This is a genomic window from Segniliparus rugosus ATCC BAA-974 (assembly GCF_000185725.2).
Lineage (GTDB): Bacteria > Actinomycetota > Actinomycetes > Mycobacteriales > Mycobacteriaceae > Segniliparus > Segniliparus rugosus.
Window position 1 is genome coordinate 1,080,753 of record NZ_KI391954.1, and the last position, 15,642, is coordinate 1,096,394.

The following is a 15,642-nucleotide window of genomic DNA, read 5'->3' on the forward strand; positions in this document are numbered from 1 at the left end:
GGTGCCCGCTCGTCTCGTGCTCGACGAGCTCGAGCCGCTCACCCGGCTTCTCGCCGCAGTCGGACGAGACGCGCGCTGTCAGCGGCCAGACGGACGCTGACACGCTCTCTCGCTCGTGACACAACACGCATGTGCCTCTGGCACGCCCCGATCTTTCGGAGGGAGCGAGGATCTTGGCTGCTTGGCAAGTCCCGACCGTGCTGGGCAAACGGTGTCTTTCTGCTGGAGTCAACCGGCTGCTGGCGCGTCTCGCCCGTTCGAAGCCGTCGAGCGTGGTCAGGATGGGTTGCGCGCGCCCACTCGGAGGGGCAGGGGGGGCGGGGCGGCGGCCTTGACGCACTCGCATGAGCGCCGCGTCCCAGAGGAGACGCGTGCCCGCTGCCATCTCAGCCGGTTTGAACATGCCGTGTTTCGCCATAATCGCATGCGCCTGGGTTTTCGTCTTCAACGAGGCTTTGCTCATGTGCCCAGAGTCGAACGGGGGTTGCGGGTCGTATTCTAGGGCGAGCTGCAGCGCCTTAGCGTACCCAGGCCCCGCTATCTCGCCAACCATGAAGAGCGCCAAGTCCATTCCTGCGGACACGCCGGCGGCCGTTGTGATCTTGCCGGCCGAGACGATGCGCGAATGGGGTTGGGGAGAAGCCCCGAACGGCCGCAACAGGTCCAGCGCGCGCCAGTGCGACGTGGCCTTCTTCCCCCTGAGCAGGCCCGCCGCCGCGAGGATGACGGAGCCGCTGCAGACGGAGAGCGTCCATCGCGTGGTCTCATGGACTTCCCGTAGCCACGCGAGTAGTGCCTCATCTCGAGCGGTGGACGCGGTGGAGGTGCCCGAGCCCGGCACCAGGACGATGTCGGGCCGGGATGTCTCGGCGAACGAGTGGGTTGCGCCGAAGAGCAACACCCCCGAGTCCGTGACGATAGGGCCGGGCTCGTGCCAGACGAAACGCACTTCCGCATCAGGCAATGCCCGGAGCACCTCGTAGGGTCCGATCATGTCGAGCGCGGTCATTCCCGGATATACGACGAAAACGATTTGCACGAGGGGTCATCCTTTCGATATCTGATAAGGCGTGCCTGAAGAGAGCTCGCCGAGCACTGCCACATCGTCGCGATGCGCTTCAAGGCCAAGGGGCGCGGTGAGCGGGGTGGTCTGGCCGGGTCGAGGGCGCGAGAACCGCTCACGGTACTGGCCTGGAGCCACGCCGAGTAGGCGTTGGAATATCCGGTACAGGGTTTCGGCGCGGCCCAGCCCGACCGCAACCGCGACTCGGTCCAACGTCAGGTCTGTGGTCTCCAGCAGCCGGCGCGCTGCCGCGACTCGGGTCGCTTCCACATAGCGGGCCGGCGTCGTCCCAAACTGCGCGGCGAAGACTCGAGAGAAATGACGGGTGCTCATCTGGGCCTGCCGGGCGAGGGCTTCCAACGAGAGGTCGGAGGCGAGGTTCTCCTCGATCCACGCCTGCAGGGCGCGCAACGGCTCCAAACGCGGCGGACCCGCCGCGACCGGCACGCTGAACTGGCTTTGGCCGCCGGGCCGGTGCAGATAGACGACGAGCCATCGGGATATCTCGCGCGCGAGATCGGGCCCGTGGTCGGCGGCGACCAGGGCGATCGCGAGGTCGATGCCCGCGGACACGCCCGCCGAGGTCCAGATCTGGCCGTCCTGGACGTAAATGCGGTCGGGTTCCACGCAGATGTCGGGATATCGTTCTGCCAGCAGAGCGCTTCCCGCCCAATGGGTGGTGACCGTCCGGCCCCGCAACAGGCCGGCTTCCGCGAGCAGGAACGCGCCCGCGCAGACCGAGCCCACCCGACGTGCCCGATCGGCGACACGTCGGATGCCCCCGATCAGATCGTTGTCTGCGTTCGCTCGATGGAAAGAGAGTCCGCCCGCCACCAGCACGGTGTCCACAGGTCTCTCGTCGCCGCCGACAACGAGGGGCGCGTTGACCTCCACGCCGTTCAGAGCGCGCACGAGACCAGCTTGCGCGGCCACCACTTCCACGTCGTACAAGGGCTCGCCCGCGAGAACCGTCGCGGCGTTGAAGACATCGGCCGGTCCGGCGAGGTCGAGCAACTCGAAACCGTCGAACACCACGAGTTGGACGAGTCTGGAGCGGGTGGTCATACATCTATGATGTGCGTGCCGCGTTTTGGCGTCCATGACACATGTCTTGCGGTTCCAGCCAAGCCGCCCTTGGCTGGAACCGCAAGACATGTGTCATGGACGTCGTGCCGGGGGCCTCCCATGATGGTCCTCATGCGCGAGAGCTTCCCTGTCGATTCCCCGGCCCCAGGCCAATCGCCCGCAACCTCGCGCCCTGTCGATGGATCGGATCCGGGCGCAGGATGGCAGCTGGCGGGGTGGACGGCAATCGTGGCCGCAGCGCTGGCGTGGCTCACTGTCGCCGCCACAGCGATCGCGTCGGGCTTCGATCTCAAAACTTTTTTCGAGCCAGGAGAAGCGTTGGCCATGTCCGCCGCGTCAGCGCGATGGTTCCGAGTGGGGATGTTGGCCGACTGCTTCAGCTTTTATTTGCCTTTCCTGATCATCGGGGGCTACCTTTGGGGGCGTCTACGCCCGCGCAGCGGCGCGTTGATGGACATGGCCGCCCTCAGCATCGTCGTCTATGTCCTCCTCGGCGTCACGGGCGCCTCGAGTCAGTTCGCGGCGCTCGGCCCGATGATCGAAGCCCATCGCTCCACAGATGCTGCGGTGCGGACGGGGGTGGAGCACGTCTGGCTCGCGCTCGTCTACTCGACGCAGCGCGGCCTGTGGTGGTTCGAGGGGCCGGTGATGGCTTTCTGGGCTTTCGCTATCGTGCCGCAGCTGCGGCGATCGAGGTTCAAGTCGTGGTGGTTGCTCGGTTTGGTCGGAGCGTTGTACGCAGCGTATTTCGCGGTCGAGGCCGCAGGTGCCCGCGAGGTCGCAGACGTCCTGCTGGCCGCCGCCGGGGCAGTGGTCCCGCTCTGGCTGCTGTTCTTCGGAATCGAGGTCCTTCGGAGGAAGGCAGGTGGAGACGGCGGGGCATAGTTATTTCAGGCTCGGGGCGGATCGCTGTCGTAATCGAAAAGACGATCGTGGACACAAGGATTCATGGGATGGCAAAGAACCGAAAGGCGATAAGCATGCACGAGCCCAAGGCTCAGAGAGAAGGCACGAACAGCGTGGGCCGTTCGACGGCAGTGGTGGAAACGGTGACCACTCGCCTTGGCACGAGGCTGTTCCATGATTTCCTCCGTGCGACGTTCCGCAGGTCTTTCGACCTCGTCGCGCGGGCGTACGACCGCAACATCATGACTCAGGGCCAGATCCTGCGCTTCTGCGGACGAGTCAATAAGTTTCTGCCCAAGGTCCTGCTGCCGCCGCTTCCGGGCACTCGGTTGCGGCCAGTTGATCTCCAAGATTTCAGGGCCGAGTGGGTTTGGGGGCCAGGTATCGACGACCCGGGCTCGGCCGCTGACCCGGCGGCGGTCTTGTACCTCCACGGAGGAGGCCTGCTCATCGGCGGCCTGCGCACCCATCGGGGGATGGTCGCCCGGGTGGCGCGCGGCTGCGGCGCTCCAGTGCTCAACGTCGAATACCGGCAGATCCCGCACGGAGCGCGTATCGAGGACACGCTGGAAGACTGCTTCGCCGCGTACCGGCTGTTGCTGGCCGAAGGGATCCCCGCCGAGCGGATTGTGCTGGCTGGGGATTCGGTGGGCGCGGGGCTGTGCTTCTTCTTGGCGTTGAGCTGTCGCGAGCGCGGGCTCCCGGCGCCGAGGGCCATCGCTGCGATCTCGCCGTTCGCCGAGTTCGATCTGGCTGAGAAGCTCGCGCATCCGAACAACAAGAGCGAAGGGTTCTGCTCTGCGGATGTCTACTCCTTATCGGTCCGATGGGCCGTGGAAAGCGCGGGGGGAATCGCTCCCGGTTGGTCGCTGAGGAACCGCGACTTCTCTGATCTGCCGCCGGTTTTTCTCCAAGTCGGCTCCCATGAAGTCCTCCGCCTCGACTCGGAACTGATCGTCGAGCGATGCCAGGTGGCCGGAGTTCCCGTGAAACTTCAGATCTGGGACAGAGCGCTGCACGACTTCCATATGGACGCGCACATTTTCCCCGACGGGTTCGACGCCATCGACGAGTTCAGCTCATTCATCCGCAACGCCCTCCACGATGCGCCTGGAGCAGGCCGCTGGTTTTGATCGCTAATATCCCTTGTCGGTCGAAGCCGCATCGTTGAAGCGGCTATCCGGTGGGAATGCCGAGTGCGCTTCCACGAGCGTCAGGTGTCGCCGCAATCCCGTGTCGGTGGGCGCTAGTTGCGAGTCTTGCGGCTATCGAACGCGATGGAAAGCCTTGGTCAGGCTGAAAGCCGTGATTCGCTACAAGATTTTATCCCGGAGATCGCAGCGGAACGGCGCGGATGGCGGGTGGGCGTTGGCGTCCGCGCCGGGCGTGCGACGGGGCGCGGACGCCCTGGCAGATCAGCGCTGGAAGCGCATAAGGGCTAGCCGTGCTGTACCGCTTCGCGCGACGTGCTCGTAATGTCAATACTCGAAATGCATCTCCATCATTTTCACTGGCGCTACGCGCCCGTTTGGTCTGGCGAATGCTTTTCCTGTCGGCTGTGTGCATTCGCGGGCAGTGAGCTGGCCGTTGCGAGCAGATCTCGTTGGTTATGTGAGCCTGGCGGCGAGCCGGGTCGCATTCATGTGGGCAACGGCTTCTATGGAGATCATGGGGTTGACTCCTGACGCGGTGGGGAAGCAAGAGCCATCGGCGATGACGATTCCAGGGGCTCCCCATATCTCCCCATCTGGGTTCGTCGCGCTGTCACGGGGATTGGCTCCCATGCGTGCCGAACCCATGATGTGCAAGGATGCCATGCTCAGTCTGCCTGGACCGGAGCCTGCGGCGCGACACGCGGCGGCGAAGGAATCGACCGTTCCAGTCTTGCCGGGCTCGAAAAATATCCCTTCATAGTGCGGCGCGATCACTTTGTGAGCTCCTGCCGCCTCCAAGATTCGGGCGGCTCCCTCTATACCGCTCATCAGATGCCGGGCATCGTGGCGGGAGAGAGTATAGCGCACGATCGGCTCGCCGTCACGGCCGATGGCCACTTCGCCAGCTCCCTTATCTCGAACGAGGACTCCGAGCGGGACCATCGAGCGGAGTTCTCTCATGGACGCAAGGTGCGCCTGTCCGCCGCGCCAGGGAAGCGCGGGCGCCGCGAATGCGGGTGTCGCCGGGAGCGTCTCGTAGATGACTCCGTACCCGTCGCCGTCGAGGTCGGAGTGGTGGTCGGAGTAGCGGCTCTGCAGGCTCCCCTCCCACGGGGGCGTAGATCCTCGAATCTGGCCCCAGACTGCAACAGCCGGGTGTAATCGGAGATGGCGGCCGATATTGTGGTTACCCAGCCCCGACCGTTTGAGAAGGGCGGGAGTCTGAATTGCTCCTGCGGCGACGACCACAGCACGGGCGCGGACGGCCACCCTGTGGCCTGCGGACGTCATCGCGGTCACTCCAGATGCGCGGCCATTGATTGTGTCGACTGCGCGGACACTCGCGCCTGTCACGAGTCGTGCTCCGGCGGAGACGGCATCGGCCAGCCAAGTCTTCGCCGTTGACAGCTTGGCTCCGAGCGGGCAGCCCATACCGCATCGGCCGCATTGTTCGCCCATATCGCACCCGATCACATTGCGCGCGGTCGGTCCTACGGACCATCCGAGATTGCGTAAGCCTCGTTCCATGACCGCGTCGCGTCCCGCCGCGCGATCGTAGTCGCGGTTGACTCCCAGCCGCTTCCAGACGACGTCCAGCGCGTTAGCGTACTCGTCTTCGGCGAATTGGCGGGCGCCGAGCGCGGCCCATTCCTCGCGCACACGGTCGGGGGTACGGAAGCAGGTCGTGTAATTGATGACGGTGCCGCCGCCGACGCATCTTCCGGCCAGGAGCATGATCTGCCCTTCGGCGGTGAGCATAGGGGCTCCCGCGTAAAGGTTGAGCAGCCCAGTCTTCTCGGTGCCGTCGAAATCCTCTTCTCGGTAGTGCTCGCCGGCCTCGACGATGACGACGTCAAGGCCGGCCGCCGCGAGAACACCCGCTGCCGTGCCTCCGCCCGCGCCGGAACCCACGACCACGACATCGCAGCCCAACTCCAGGTCGCCGGTGACGCTCAACGGATGAAGACCGTCGCCCGGGGCTGTCGGCGATGACGGCGCATCTGGATATCCAATAGAATCCCACACCGGCGAGCGTTCGTCCTTGCCGGGCTCGATGTAATACGGCAACAGCAACGCGTTGCGCAATATCGTGAACAGCATGCGTTTTTGCGAGAGTCGGGACTGCGCCAGGCCGAGCAAAACTTTTTCGCGCTCTTTCAAGGTGGTGGCGGAGAACTTGCGGGGGCGGCCAGAGATGAGCAGCCCCCCGAGCCGTGTGTCCCACGAGCTCAGCACCCCCTTCAGCGCTGATAGCTCCAAGGCCCGCGGGTTGCGCGCCAAGAACGCCAACGATAGCTCGACCGACCCTAACCCGGTGGCAGAAGGCGTGCTGTTTCCGTCGCCGGGGGCGAACGTGTCGGCGATCAATTCCAAAGCAAAACGTTGTCGAGGTGAGATAGGTAACATGAGCAGGAAAGCCTTTCTCTGTAATTCCGCGCCTATTGCATGGTCTAATTCATTTGAAATTCAAAATCCGCGTCCGCCTTGTCGGGCTGTGTCGGGACCAGCGGATGTGGATGGCGTAGGGTCTGATCTGACGGGGCGGTGCCTCGCGAAGGAAGCCAACAGTCCCGGCCACCGGTCTGGCCATGCTGGTGCAGCCGATTGATTCATGGGGCCAGCGGAAGTTTTGTCACTTCGATTGGTCGGGGGCGGTGTGCGTCGCCAGGGTGCCGCGCTCAATGATGTGTGCCGAGTCTGGTGCGGACGTGCGTGTTCAGAAAGGCGATCTGATCGCCCACCACGCGCTCGAAGTGCTCGCCGAGGTAGATGTCGAAATGACCTGCGTCATAGATCTTGACTTCGCCGAGCGGCGCTTTGCGGGCATGGCGGACTGAGGCTTGGGCGGGTGCCACGGAGTCGTGTGCGCAGACGCAGAATAGGATCGGGCATCGGACATCCTTCGCGCGTCTGCCAGGGATGTAACGCATGATCTGAGGAACGGCGCGCGCGGGTACCCGTCGCGGCAGATCTGAAATCCCGGAAGCTGCGAGGAGCATCTCGTAGCCTGGCTTGGTGTCGCGCGCGGTCAATAGCGCGAGCTGTCCTGGCAGGCCGTCTATCTGGACTCGCACCGGGGGGCGTCGGCGCCACATGGCGACGAGATCCCGCAACACCTGCGGGGCGAGCCGGATGCTGTCCCTCGGATTGAGCGCTAAAGCGGAGGCGGGCCCGTCGGTAAACGGGCACTGCGCGATCACGGCGACGACCTTCGGATCATCCGCTGCGGTGACGATCACGTGTCCGCCCGCGAAGGAGGTGCCCCACAGGACGACGCGGTCTGCGGAGAAACCGTCACGGGAACGGGCGAACGCGACTGCGCTCCTCCAGTCCTCTTGTTGCAGCCGCACGTCGAGCAGCTCGCGCGGCTCGCCACCGCTCTCGCCGAAATGGCGGTAGTCGAATACCAAACAAGAGTATCCAGCCGAGCGGAATCGCTCGGCGAACGCGTCAAGGCGGACTTCCTTGACCCCGCCGAGCCCGTGCGCCATGACGACTACTGGCGGGGACGTGCCCGTAGGATCGGTTTCGGGTGAATAGGCCCACGCCGCGCATTCGCCCACGCCGGACGGGAAACGGATCTCACGGCGGGTGCTCGTGCTCGTCAACGAAGCCTCCTTGGTCGTAGTTGCGGGGGTGTCGCTCGGCGGGCGTGTCTGCGAACGGCTCTCCCCGCGACATCTTCCGTTAGTTGGGTGGAAATGGGACTGTTCTACGCAAACTGTCTATGGGGGCGAATGCGCGCCTATAAGAGGGCGGCGAACGCCCTGGTGAAGGTTGGCCGGTCGGACCGGTGTCGCTCGCGATTCCTTCGAGGGCTTTCGGGCTCGTCGGAATCTTGGCGAGAGGGGTTTGCGCGAGCCCCCTCGCCCTGGTTCTGGCTGCGTCCGTCCTTTCCTTAGGTTGAGTCCGCGCCCCGCCGTGCGCGACTGCGTTCCACGCGCCTCCTGCGAAACGGCGACCGATCCGGTCAATCTTAGTGTTCAGTATACACAAAATATCCCCATAACTCTAAGTGATTGGCGATCACAGAATAATCCGGGCTAACCCACCACGGTGTCGGCGAGTCCGAATCGTCAGGTGCGGAGGCGTGTCGCTCTATCCGACCGGAGCCGTATTGGCGCGAGCGGGTGCTGTTGGGGCGTGCTCCCGAAGAATTAGCCGTGCTCGTCGTGGGCACGGGATTGGGGGTCGAGATCGATGTGACCAAGTAGTCCGGAAGGGCCGGACATCGCGTGGGCTTGCTCGGGGAGAGGCCCCGAGGCTCTGGACCTGTCTACTCGCCGATTTGCTTGAGAAGGGAGTGTCTGTCCGAAGGCATCTGGCCGACATCTCGCGCTCTGCGGATCTGCGGTCAGCTATCGGACGCGTCGTGGAGCACGCTGGGTGCTTGGTTGTTCTGCACTACAAGCAGCTCTACGGCAGGAGAACGACCCATGAGTATCGTGCTGTCGCCACCGCAGGCGATAACCCCAGTCCGAGGGTCGGCGGCGACACGGACGCATAGGCATCGGTCGGTTGCCGATGCAATGCGCTGTATCTGCCGCCTGTGGGCTTAGACGGGCGAACGAGGTCCTGCTGGCTGTGTCGTCGGGTCTTCACTCGACAGGTGTATGGAGGTTTCTATTGCTCGGCCGCCTGTGGGTGGGCGTTGGGGTAGTTTGGGTCGAAGACGATCACGGGTCTGCCTCGCAGCCCCCCGAGCTCGAGTGCTCTATGGGCGAGGGCGGCTTGCTCGGGCGCGAACGTCCGCGCCACACGTGGTGTCAGCGTCCCCGCTGCGGCGAGATCGCGTATTTCTGCCAGAGCCGCGTTATTGCCGAAATAGTTTAGGACATTGGGGAGTTCCCAGCGCACGCCGCGCTCTCTGGGGCCTGTGTACGACTGCAATGTGCCAGATTCTGTGAGAGGCCGCAGCGGGGCTATGACTCCGCCATCGCGAACCGCGTCATGGGCCTTGTTGGTGAGCATCGCCGTGTCGATCACGCCGTGGGCCCCTTCCGGGGCGAGCGCACGGACCCGTGCGGCGAAGCCATCGCCGCGCGGGACGATGTGGTCGGCCCCGAGCGCCTGGACGAGCGCGCGGTCTTTGTCCGCCGCGTCTGCGACGACGGTGAACCCCCGCGCCTTGGCGAGTTGGACGGCGTAGCCGCCGACAGCTCCGGCTGCCCCGGTCACCGCCACTGTCGCACCCGAGGCCAGCTCGAGTTTCTCCAACGCGTCACGGGCGGTGATCGCGTTCATCAAGAGCGTCGACCATGCGATGAGGTCGGATTCCTCGGGCACTCGGACAACAGCCCAGGCAGGCGCCACCACGTATTCCGCCTGTGCGCCGAAGGTCTGCGACGGTTTCGCCAGCAACGCCACCGGCTCTCCGATGGAGAATCCTTCGACTCCGCCGCCCACCTCGTCGATGTGACCTGTGGCGTCCCATCCCACGATGTACACATCCGAGGGCGGGAACCATGGCTCGCCTTGATAATCGACCCTCGTCAGCCCTTCTCTCGCCAAAGTGTCGGATGGATTGACATCCGCTGCGACGACCCGCACCCGCACCTGCCCGTCGCCCGCGTGCGGCTCCGGCAGCTCGATCGCGCGCATCACCTCCGGTCCGCCGAACTCGGTGAAACCCACCACACGCATCACGTCACATCCTTGCTCTCGCGCCGGCTTGCCGAAACTTGCGATCGTCCCAGTGCAAAGACGGGCACAGGGACGAGAATGGTGTCTATAACGTGTCTGGCGATCACTATATTCCTCGTCCAGGGCCTTCAGGCTCTCTTGGCCACGCCTAGCCAAAGCCTCTACCGGATCGCCGTTCGGCTCGCCGATACTTCCGCCAATCCCGCAGCTCCTTTGCGAATGCGTGGATCTCGGGCTCAAGATCGGGACTAAGGCTGGTTAGGTACAAAGCGTCCACGTCCACCCTCACTGGGTTATGCCCGTGAATCTTAGGTATGTTCGAGCCTTAGATTCCACCGAACGTGACGTGTTCCCCTCCGCTGCCAACGCGTCGACCACCTCGCGGGTGCCTTTCCTCCACTCCTCCCAGCTCGGGGCGAACAGCCTGAAGGCCGCTGCAGAGCGGGCCGCGCAGACGTGAGAGACAATCGTTCGCTGGCAAATCTGCCAACTGTCAAACCGTCCGAACTGTTGCACGCGTTTCCCGATGCGCACCGCGTGAGTCTGTCCAGCTCACAACGCAGAAGGGCCGAATTAGGCGATTGCCAAACCCGAACGATCGGGTAGGCCACCCTTCCCTCGGGGGAAGAATCGCCGTTGGTTCGTGTCGATCAGCAAGGGGATCAAAATGCGAGAGGGGGCTCGCCCCGACTGTCCTCGTAAGGGAAGCTGACATCGGTCACAGGCTCGTCCAGGTTGCTCTCCAAAACCAACTGTCATTCGTGGTTAGTACGAAGCTGGCCGCTGCTGTTCGCCTTCGTGGACTCTGTGGCTTCAATCCTCGGCCAGACGCCCTTGCCGACACCGAGCTCAGTCCCTTCAGCCATGCGCACACCAAGGATCGGCGCGGATTCTTCAACATGTGAAGGCCGCCCTGCGGCCTGCTCCGTCGGAAGCGCCTCTGGGCTCGGGCCGTCGGCCAGACGGACCTGGGAGATGCGCAGAGACTTCCTCTCGCCCGCGTACACCACCCGCTGGGACCAATTGCTGGTGGCCGGCGCGCTCTGAAGGGGGAGCCGCGTGGGAGGTGGTTGTCGCAGGTCTGGCTGAGCGCAAGCAGGTGAGGCGCTGGTTTCGGCGCAGCAAACCTTCGGTTGCGCCACGCCGGTGCCGTATGATGTCGCCATGAACGAGCTGCAGCGGATGAAGGGGAGGCATTGGGCTGCTGATTCGTCGTCGAGGAAACACAGCGCGCCGAGAAGGCACGCGGCCCGGCGGAACTCCTCGCGGAAGGGCGCGCTGCGGGCGACTGCCGTCTTCGCCTCGGCGCTCGCGCTCACGCTCACCGGCGCGGGTTTCAAGCTCCTTCCCGAGTTTCCGACAGGTGGCGGCATCACAGGCCCGAAGTCGTCCGACGGGTCGATCAACGTCTTGTTGATCGGCCTGGACTCCCGCAAGGACCAGGACGGGAACGACCTGCCGTACTCGATGCTCTCGAAACTGCACGCGGGCGACGGCCAAGAGGGCGGCTACAACACGAACACGCTGATCCTGGTCCACATCCCGGCGGGCGGGGGCAAGGCGGTCGCGTTCTCGATCCCGCGCGACGACTACGTCGCCGTGCGCGGGATCAAGGGCTACAGCAAGATCAAGATCAAAGAGGCGTACGGGCTCAAGAAGTTCGAGAAAGAGAACGAGCTGGTCGCGAAGGGCGTTTCGGACCGCAAAAGGATCGAGCGCGAGGGCAGGGAGGCGGGCAGGCAGGAGACGCTGCAGACGGTGCACGACCTGCTCGGCGTCCCCATCGACCAGTACGCCGAAGTCAACCTGGTCGGATTCTACGACGTGGCGAAGGCGCTCGGCGGGATCGAGGTCTGCCTGAACCAGGCGGTGTCCGACGACTATTCGGGCGCGAACTTCCCTGCGGGGCGGCAGACGCTCGACGCGTCCCAGGCGTTGGCGTTCGTGCGCCAGCGGCACGGGCTGGACAACGGCGACTTGGACCGGACCCATCGCCAGCAGGCGTTCCTCGCGGCCGTGGAGCACAAGCTGTCTTCGGCGGGCACGCTCTCGAACCTGAGCGAGCTGCGTTCGTTGGTGTCCGCCGTGCAGAAGGACGTCGTCCTGTCCCCGAACTGGGACGTGGTCAGCTTCATCCAGCAGATCCAGCGCAGCACCGGCGGGGAGGTCGAGTTCCGCACGTTGCCGGTGGAGCGCTACGACATGATCAACGAGCAATCGGTGAACATCATCGACCCGAAGAAGGTCGCGGACGAGGTGCAGCAGGCGTTCGGCTACCGCAAGGCCCCCGCGCCCGCGCCAGCGGCAACGTCCGAGGCCGCGCGGGCCAGCGGCAACGGGTCGACCAGGCCCGCCGCCTCCGACCGGAGCCCGGAGGCCCCGGACCACGGGAAGCCCGTCGAAAGCGGCGGCATCCCCTGCGTGGACTAACGGCTCCGTCCCGTCGGAAGCCGTTTCGCGCCCGGACCTCTCTTGGACAGGGGCTCAGGTCCGGGCCTCCTGCGGGCTCGTCTGCCGCGTCTCGGAGCCTGCTGCCGCTTGCCACCGCCAGCGGCAAGCGCGGCTGGACGGCACAGTGTCGAAACGCAGAAAGACCGCCTCATTCGTCTGATCGCCGACGCGTATGGCCTCGGACGCGCAAGCCAAAGACAGAGGAGCGCTGACATTGGGACGGTTCGGGCAGGCTCCGAGGGAGCCTGCCGCTCTACGGGACTGTGCGGGAAGCTTTGCCCCCGGCTACTTGCCGCACTGCTCGTGGTAGGTGTCGTTCGTGGCTTCGACGGTCTCCCTGTTGCGGCTGTACGCCCTCGTGACGTGGATATTGGTGGCGGCGACGTCGCCGTTGTTGATCGCCCCTTCGAGCGTGTCGGCATAGGTGTTGAAGGAAGCCGCGTCCGTCTTGTAGGCGTACTCGAGGGCCGGATTCTTCATCTGGACTTGTAGCGCGTGCAGCTTGCCGCCGATCGTTCGGGCCAAGTCCACGATCTTGCGCTGGGTCGCGGTCAACGCGGCGATGTCGTCCGCCTGCTCTTGCGCGTCGGCGGTTTTGCGCAGGTTCGCGAGGTCGACGGCGAGCTTGGCGTACTCGCCCGACGCTTTCCTCAGGATCGCGCAGTCCTCGGCGGTGTCCGCAGCAGCGGACGGGGCGACGAAGACGGCGAGGAGCATGAGCGCGGGAGCGAGAGCCTGAGCGCGGCGAATGATCACGACGGTTCCTTCCAAGTCTCAGCGCGTTGGTGACGGCAGTCTACAGGGCGGTCGGGCCGGGGCCGCCGCCTCGGACCGGAGTCAGCCTCGCGGGGCGGCCATGATCGTGTTGAACGTCTTGCTCGGCCGCATCACCGCCGTGAGCGTGTCGCTGTCCGCCGCGTAGTACCCGCCGATGTCCGTCGGCTTGCCCTGCACGTCGGCGAGCTCTTGGACGATCAAATCCTCGTTCTCGGCCAGCGCCGCCGCGAGCGGGGCGAACCGCGCCTGCAGCTCTCGGTCCTCGGTCTGCTCTGCGAGCTCTTGCGCCCAGTACATGGCGAGATAGAACTGGCTGCCCCGGTTGTCGAGCTCGCCGGTCTTCCGCGAGGGGTTCTTGTTGTTGTCGAGCAATTTGCCCGTGGCCCGGTCCAGCGCCTTGGCGAGGACCGAGGCCCGCGCGTTGCCGGTCTTGACGCCCAGATCCTCCAGGCTGGCCCCCAGCGCGAGGAACTCGCCGAGGGAGTCCCACCGCAGGTGGTTCTCTTCGATCAGCTGGCTGACATGTTTGGGGGCCGAGCCGCCCGCCCCTGTCTCGTACAGCCCGCCGCCCGCCATCAGCGGCACGATGGACAGCATCTTGGCGCTGGTGCCCAGCTCCAGGATCGGGAACAGGTCGGTGAGGTAGTCGCGCAGGATATTGCCGGTCGCGGCGATGGTGTCCTGTCCGCGCATCGCGCGCTCGATGGTGTGCCGCATGGCCCGCTCCTGCGACATGATCGAGATGTCCAGGCCCTCGGTGTCGTGCTCCTTCAGGTACGTGTTGACCTTCTTGCGCAGCTCGTTCTCGTGCGGGCGCTCCTGGTCCAGCCAGAACACCACCGGCATGCCGGAGTTGCGCGCCCTGGTCACGGCCAGCTTGACCCAATCGCGGATCGGGGCGTCCTTGACCACGGGCATGCGCCAGATGTCTTCGGCCTCCACGTTCTGCGACAGCAGCACCTCGCCGGTGGCGACGTCCACGATGTTGGCGACGCCGTCCTCTGGGATCTCGAAGGTCTTGTCGTGCGAGCCGTACTCCTCGGCCTGCTGCGCCATCAGGCCGACGTTGGGGACGGTGCCCATGGTCGTCGGGTCGAACTGGCCGTGGGTCTTGCAGAAGTTGATGATCTCCTGGTAGATGCGGGAGAAGGTGGACTCGGGGTTCACCGCCTTGGTGTCTTTGAGCTTCCCGTCCGCCCCGTACATCTTGCCGCCCGCGCGGATCATCGCGGGCATCGAGGCGTCCACGATCACGTCGCTGGGCGAGTGGAAGTTCGAGATGCCCCTGGCCGAGTCCACCATCGCGAGCTCCGGGCGGTGCTCGTGGCAGGCGTGCAGGTCGTTGATGATCTCCTCGTGCAGCGAGGCGGGCAGCGACTCGATCTTGCTATAGAGGTCGGAGAGCCCGTTGTTGACGTTGACGCCCAGCTCGTCGAACAGCTGCTGGTGCTTGGCGAAGGCTTCCTTGTAGAAGATCCGCACCGCGTGGCCGAACACGATGGGGTGCGATACCTTCATCATCGTCGCCTTCACGTGCAGCGAGAACATCACGCCGGTCTTGTACGCGTCCTCCATCTGCTCCTCGTAGAAGTCGCACAAGGCCTTCTTGCTCATGAACATGCTGTCGATGACGTCCCCCGCGTCCAGCTTCACCAGCGGTTTGAGCACGATCGTCTTGCCGCCGCCGGTCACCAGCTCCATCCGCACGTCCCGCGCGCGGTCCAGCGTGAGCGACTTCTCCCCGTGGTAGAAGTCGCCGTGCTTCATGGTCGCCACGTGCGTGCGCGAAGCCTGGGACCAAGCGCCCATGCTGTGCGGATGCTTGCGCGCGTACTCCTTGACCGCCTTGGGCGCGCGGCGGTCCGAGTTGCCCTCGCGCAGCACCGGGTTCACCGCGCTGCCCAGACACTTGCCGTAGCGGGCCTTGAGCGCTTTCTCCTCGTCCGTCTTCGGATCGCCCGGATAGTCCGGTATCGCGTAGCCCTTCCCCTGCAGCTCCTTGATCGCGGCCAGGAGCTGGGGCACCGAGGCGCTGATGTTCGGCAGCTTGATGATGTTGGTGTCGGGCAACTGCGTCAGCCTGCCCAGCTCGGCCAGGTCGTCCGGCGCGTGCTGCGCCTCGGTCAGGTAGTCGGAGAACTCGGCCAGTATCCGCGCCGCAAGGGAGATATCGCTGGTCTTGACCGTGATGCCCGCCTCCTCGGCGAAGGCGCGCACGATCGGGAGGAAGGCATAGGTCGCGAGCAACGGAGCCTCATCGGTCAGCGTGTAGATGATCGTTGACTGCTGGGCGTTCATAGTTGCTCTCCGACCTCAGTTTTCGGTCCCTCGCGACAAGGGACTCCGCGTTTATGACGGCACCATCACTCTAGCGCTGGACGCGAAGTGACCTGCAACATGTCCCGGCCCTGCGAGGCGAGGTTCTCTTGGTCAGCCGTATCGAGGCGAAATGCGGCGCGGGCTCCGCCAAAGCGGACAAGGCCGCCGTCCGGCGGCTCCCGAACCTGCAGGGGAGAGGCGTCGGTGGCTTGTGACATGATCCGCCACGTCGGCGGTTGAGCC

10 protein-coding genes and 1 pseudogene are annotated in these 15,642 nt (G+C 65.0%); 4 read left to right on the top strand and 7 right to left on the bottom strand.

Going from position 1 to position 15,642, the window contains the following annotated elements; all coding sequences use genetic code 11:
- Positions 1-322 precede the first annotated feature (322 nt).
- Positions 323-1,039, bottom strand: a pseudogene (locus HMPREF9336_RS19120) (DJ-1/PfpI family protein); the annotation flags it as partial.
- Between the two features lie 6 nt (positions 1,040-1,045).
- On the bottom strand, positions 1,046-2,128 hold the full coding sequence (locus HMPREF9336_RS14975) for a GlxA family transcriptional regulator (protein ID WP_007468488.1): 1,083 nt from the start codon (positions 2,126-2,128) through the stop codon (positions 1,046-1,048).
- Positions 2,129-2,473: 345 nt separating this feature from the next.
- On the opposite strand from HMPREF9336_RS14975, the gene HMPREF9336_RS18720 reads away from it, so the two are divergent.
- Entirely contained in the window at positions 2,474-3,034 is a 561-nt protein-coding gene (locus tag HMPREF9336_RS18720) for a hypothetical protein (RefSeq protein ID WP_007468490.1), read from the top strand.
- Between the two features lie 95 nt (positions 3,035-3,129).
- A complete protein-coding gene (locus HMPREF9336_RS18725) occupies positions 3,130-4,188 on the top strand; it encodes an alpha/beta hydrolase (RefSeq protein ID WP_007468492.1) in 1,059 nt (352 codons plus the stop codon).
- 474 nt (positions 4,189-4,662) lie between these two features.
- Here HMPREF9336_RS18725 and HMPREF9336_RS14990 read toward each other — a convergent pair whose 3' ends face one another.
- From HMPREF9336_RS14990 to HMPREF9336_RS15000, 3 genes are all read right to left on the bottom strand, one after another.
- Positions 4,663-6,615 carry a GMC family oxidoreductase N-terminal domain-containing protein gene (locus HMPREF9336_RS14990; protein WP_021030799.1) on the bottom strand — a complete coding sequence of 651 codons (1,953 nt, stop codon included), beginning with the start codon at positions 6,613-6,615 and terminating at the stop codon, positions 4,663-4,665.
- Positions 6,616-6,887: 272 nt separating this feature from the next.
- Positions 6,888-7,817, bottom strand: a complete 930-nt coding sequence (locus tag HMPREF9336_RS14995) for an alpha/beta hydrolase (RefSeq protein ID WP_040585672.1) — start codon at positions 7,815-7,817, stop codon at positions 6,888-6,890.
- Between the two features lie 1,015 nt (positions 7,818-8,832).
- The gene (locus HMPREF9336_RS15000; RefSeq protein WP_007468498.1) at positions 8,833-9,852 is read right to left on the bottom strand and encodes an alcohol dehydrogenase catalytic domain-containing protein; all 1,020 of its coding nucleotides are present in this window, start codon (positions 9,850-9,852) and stop codon (positions 8,833-8,835) included.
- 864 nt (positions 9,853-10,716) lie between these two features.
- Between HMPREF9336_RS15000 and HMPREF9336_RS18095 the strand changes: the two genes are divergently transcribed.
- On the top strand, positions 10,717-10,899 hold the full coding sequence (locus tag HMPREF9336_RS18095; protein WP_084206702.1) for a DUF4113 domain-containing protein: 183 nt from the start codon (positions 10,717-10,719) through the stop codon (positions 10,897-10,899).
- A gap of 117 nt (positions 10,900-11,016) precedes the next feature.
- Positions 11,017-12,282: an LCP family protein gene (locus tag HMPREF9336_RS15005; protein ID WP_021030801.1), complete on the top strand. Its 1,266-nt coding sequence runs from the start codon at positions 11,017-11,019 to the stop codon at positions 12,280-12,282.
- 306 nt (positions 12,283-12,588) lie between these two features.
- Here HMPREF9336_RS15005 and HMPREF9336_RS15010 read toward each other — a convergent pair whose 3' ends face one another.
- Together HMPREF9336_RS15010 and HMPREF9336_RS15015 are read right to left on the bottom strand one after the other, a co-directional pair.
- The gene (locus HMPREF9336_RS15010) at positions 12,589-13,059 is read right to left on the bottom strand and encodes a hypothetical protein (RefSeq protein ID WP_021030802.1); all 471 of its coding nucleotides are present in this window, start codon (positions 13,057-13,059) and stop codon (positions 12,589-12,591) included.
- An 81-nt stretch (positions 13,060-13,140) separates the two neighbouring features.
- Positions 13,141-15,378, bottom strand: a complete 2,238-nt coding sequence (locus HMPREF9336_RS15015; RefSeq protein ID WP_007468504.1) for an NADP-dependent isocitrate dehydrogenase — start codon at positions 15,376-15,378, stop codon at positions 13,141-13,143.
- Positions 15,379-15,642 lie beyond the last annotated feature (264 nt).

Coding starts and splice junctions, on each gene's coding strand:
- HMPREF9336_RS18720 (WP_007468490.1), top strand. CDS start 2,474: ATGTCCGCCGCGTCAGCGCGATGGTTCCGAGTGGGGATGTTGGCCGAC.
- HMPREF9336_RS15000 (WP_007468498.1), bottom strand. CDS start 9,852: ATGCGTGTGGTGGGTTTCACCGAGTTCGGCGGACCGGAGGTGATGCGC.
- HMPREF9336_RS15005 (WP_021030801.1), top strand. CDS start 11,017: ATGAACGAGCTGCAGCGGATGAAGGGGAGGCATTGGGCTGCTGATTCG.
- HMPREF9336_RS15015 (WP_007468504.1), bottom strand. CDS start 15,378: ATGAACGCCCAGCAGTCAACGATCATCTACACGCTGACCGATGAGGCT.
- HMPREF9336_RS14990 (WP_021030799.1), bottom strand. CDS start 6,615: ATGTTACCTATCTCACCTCGACAACGTTTTGCTTTGGAATTGATCGCC.
- HMPREF9336_RS18725 (WP_007468492.1), top strand. CDS start 3,130: ATGCACGAGCCCAAGGCTCAGAGAGAAGGCACGAACAGCGTGGGCCGT.
- HMPREF9336_RS18095 (WP_084206702.1), top strand. CDS start 10,717: ATGCGCACACCAAGGATCGGCGCGGATTCTTCAACATGTGAAGGCCGC.
- HMPREF9336_RS14975 (WP_007468488.1), bottom strand. CDS start 2,128: ATGACCACCCGCTCCAGACTCGTCCAACTCGTGGTGTTCGACGGTTTC.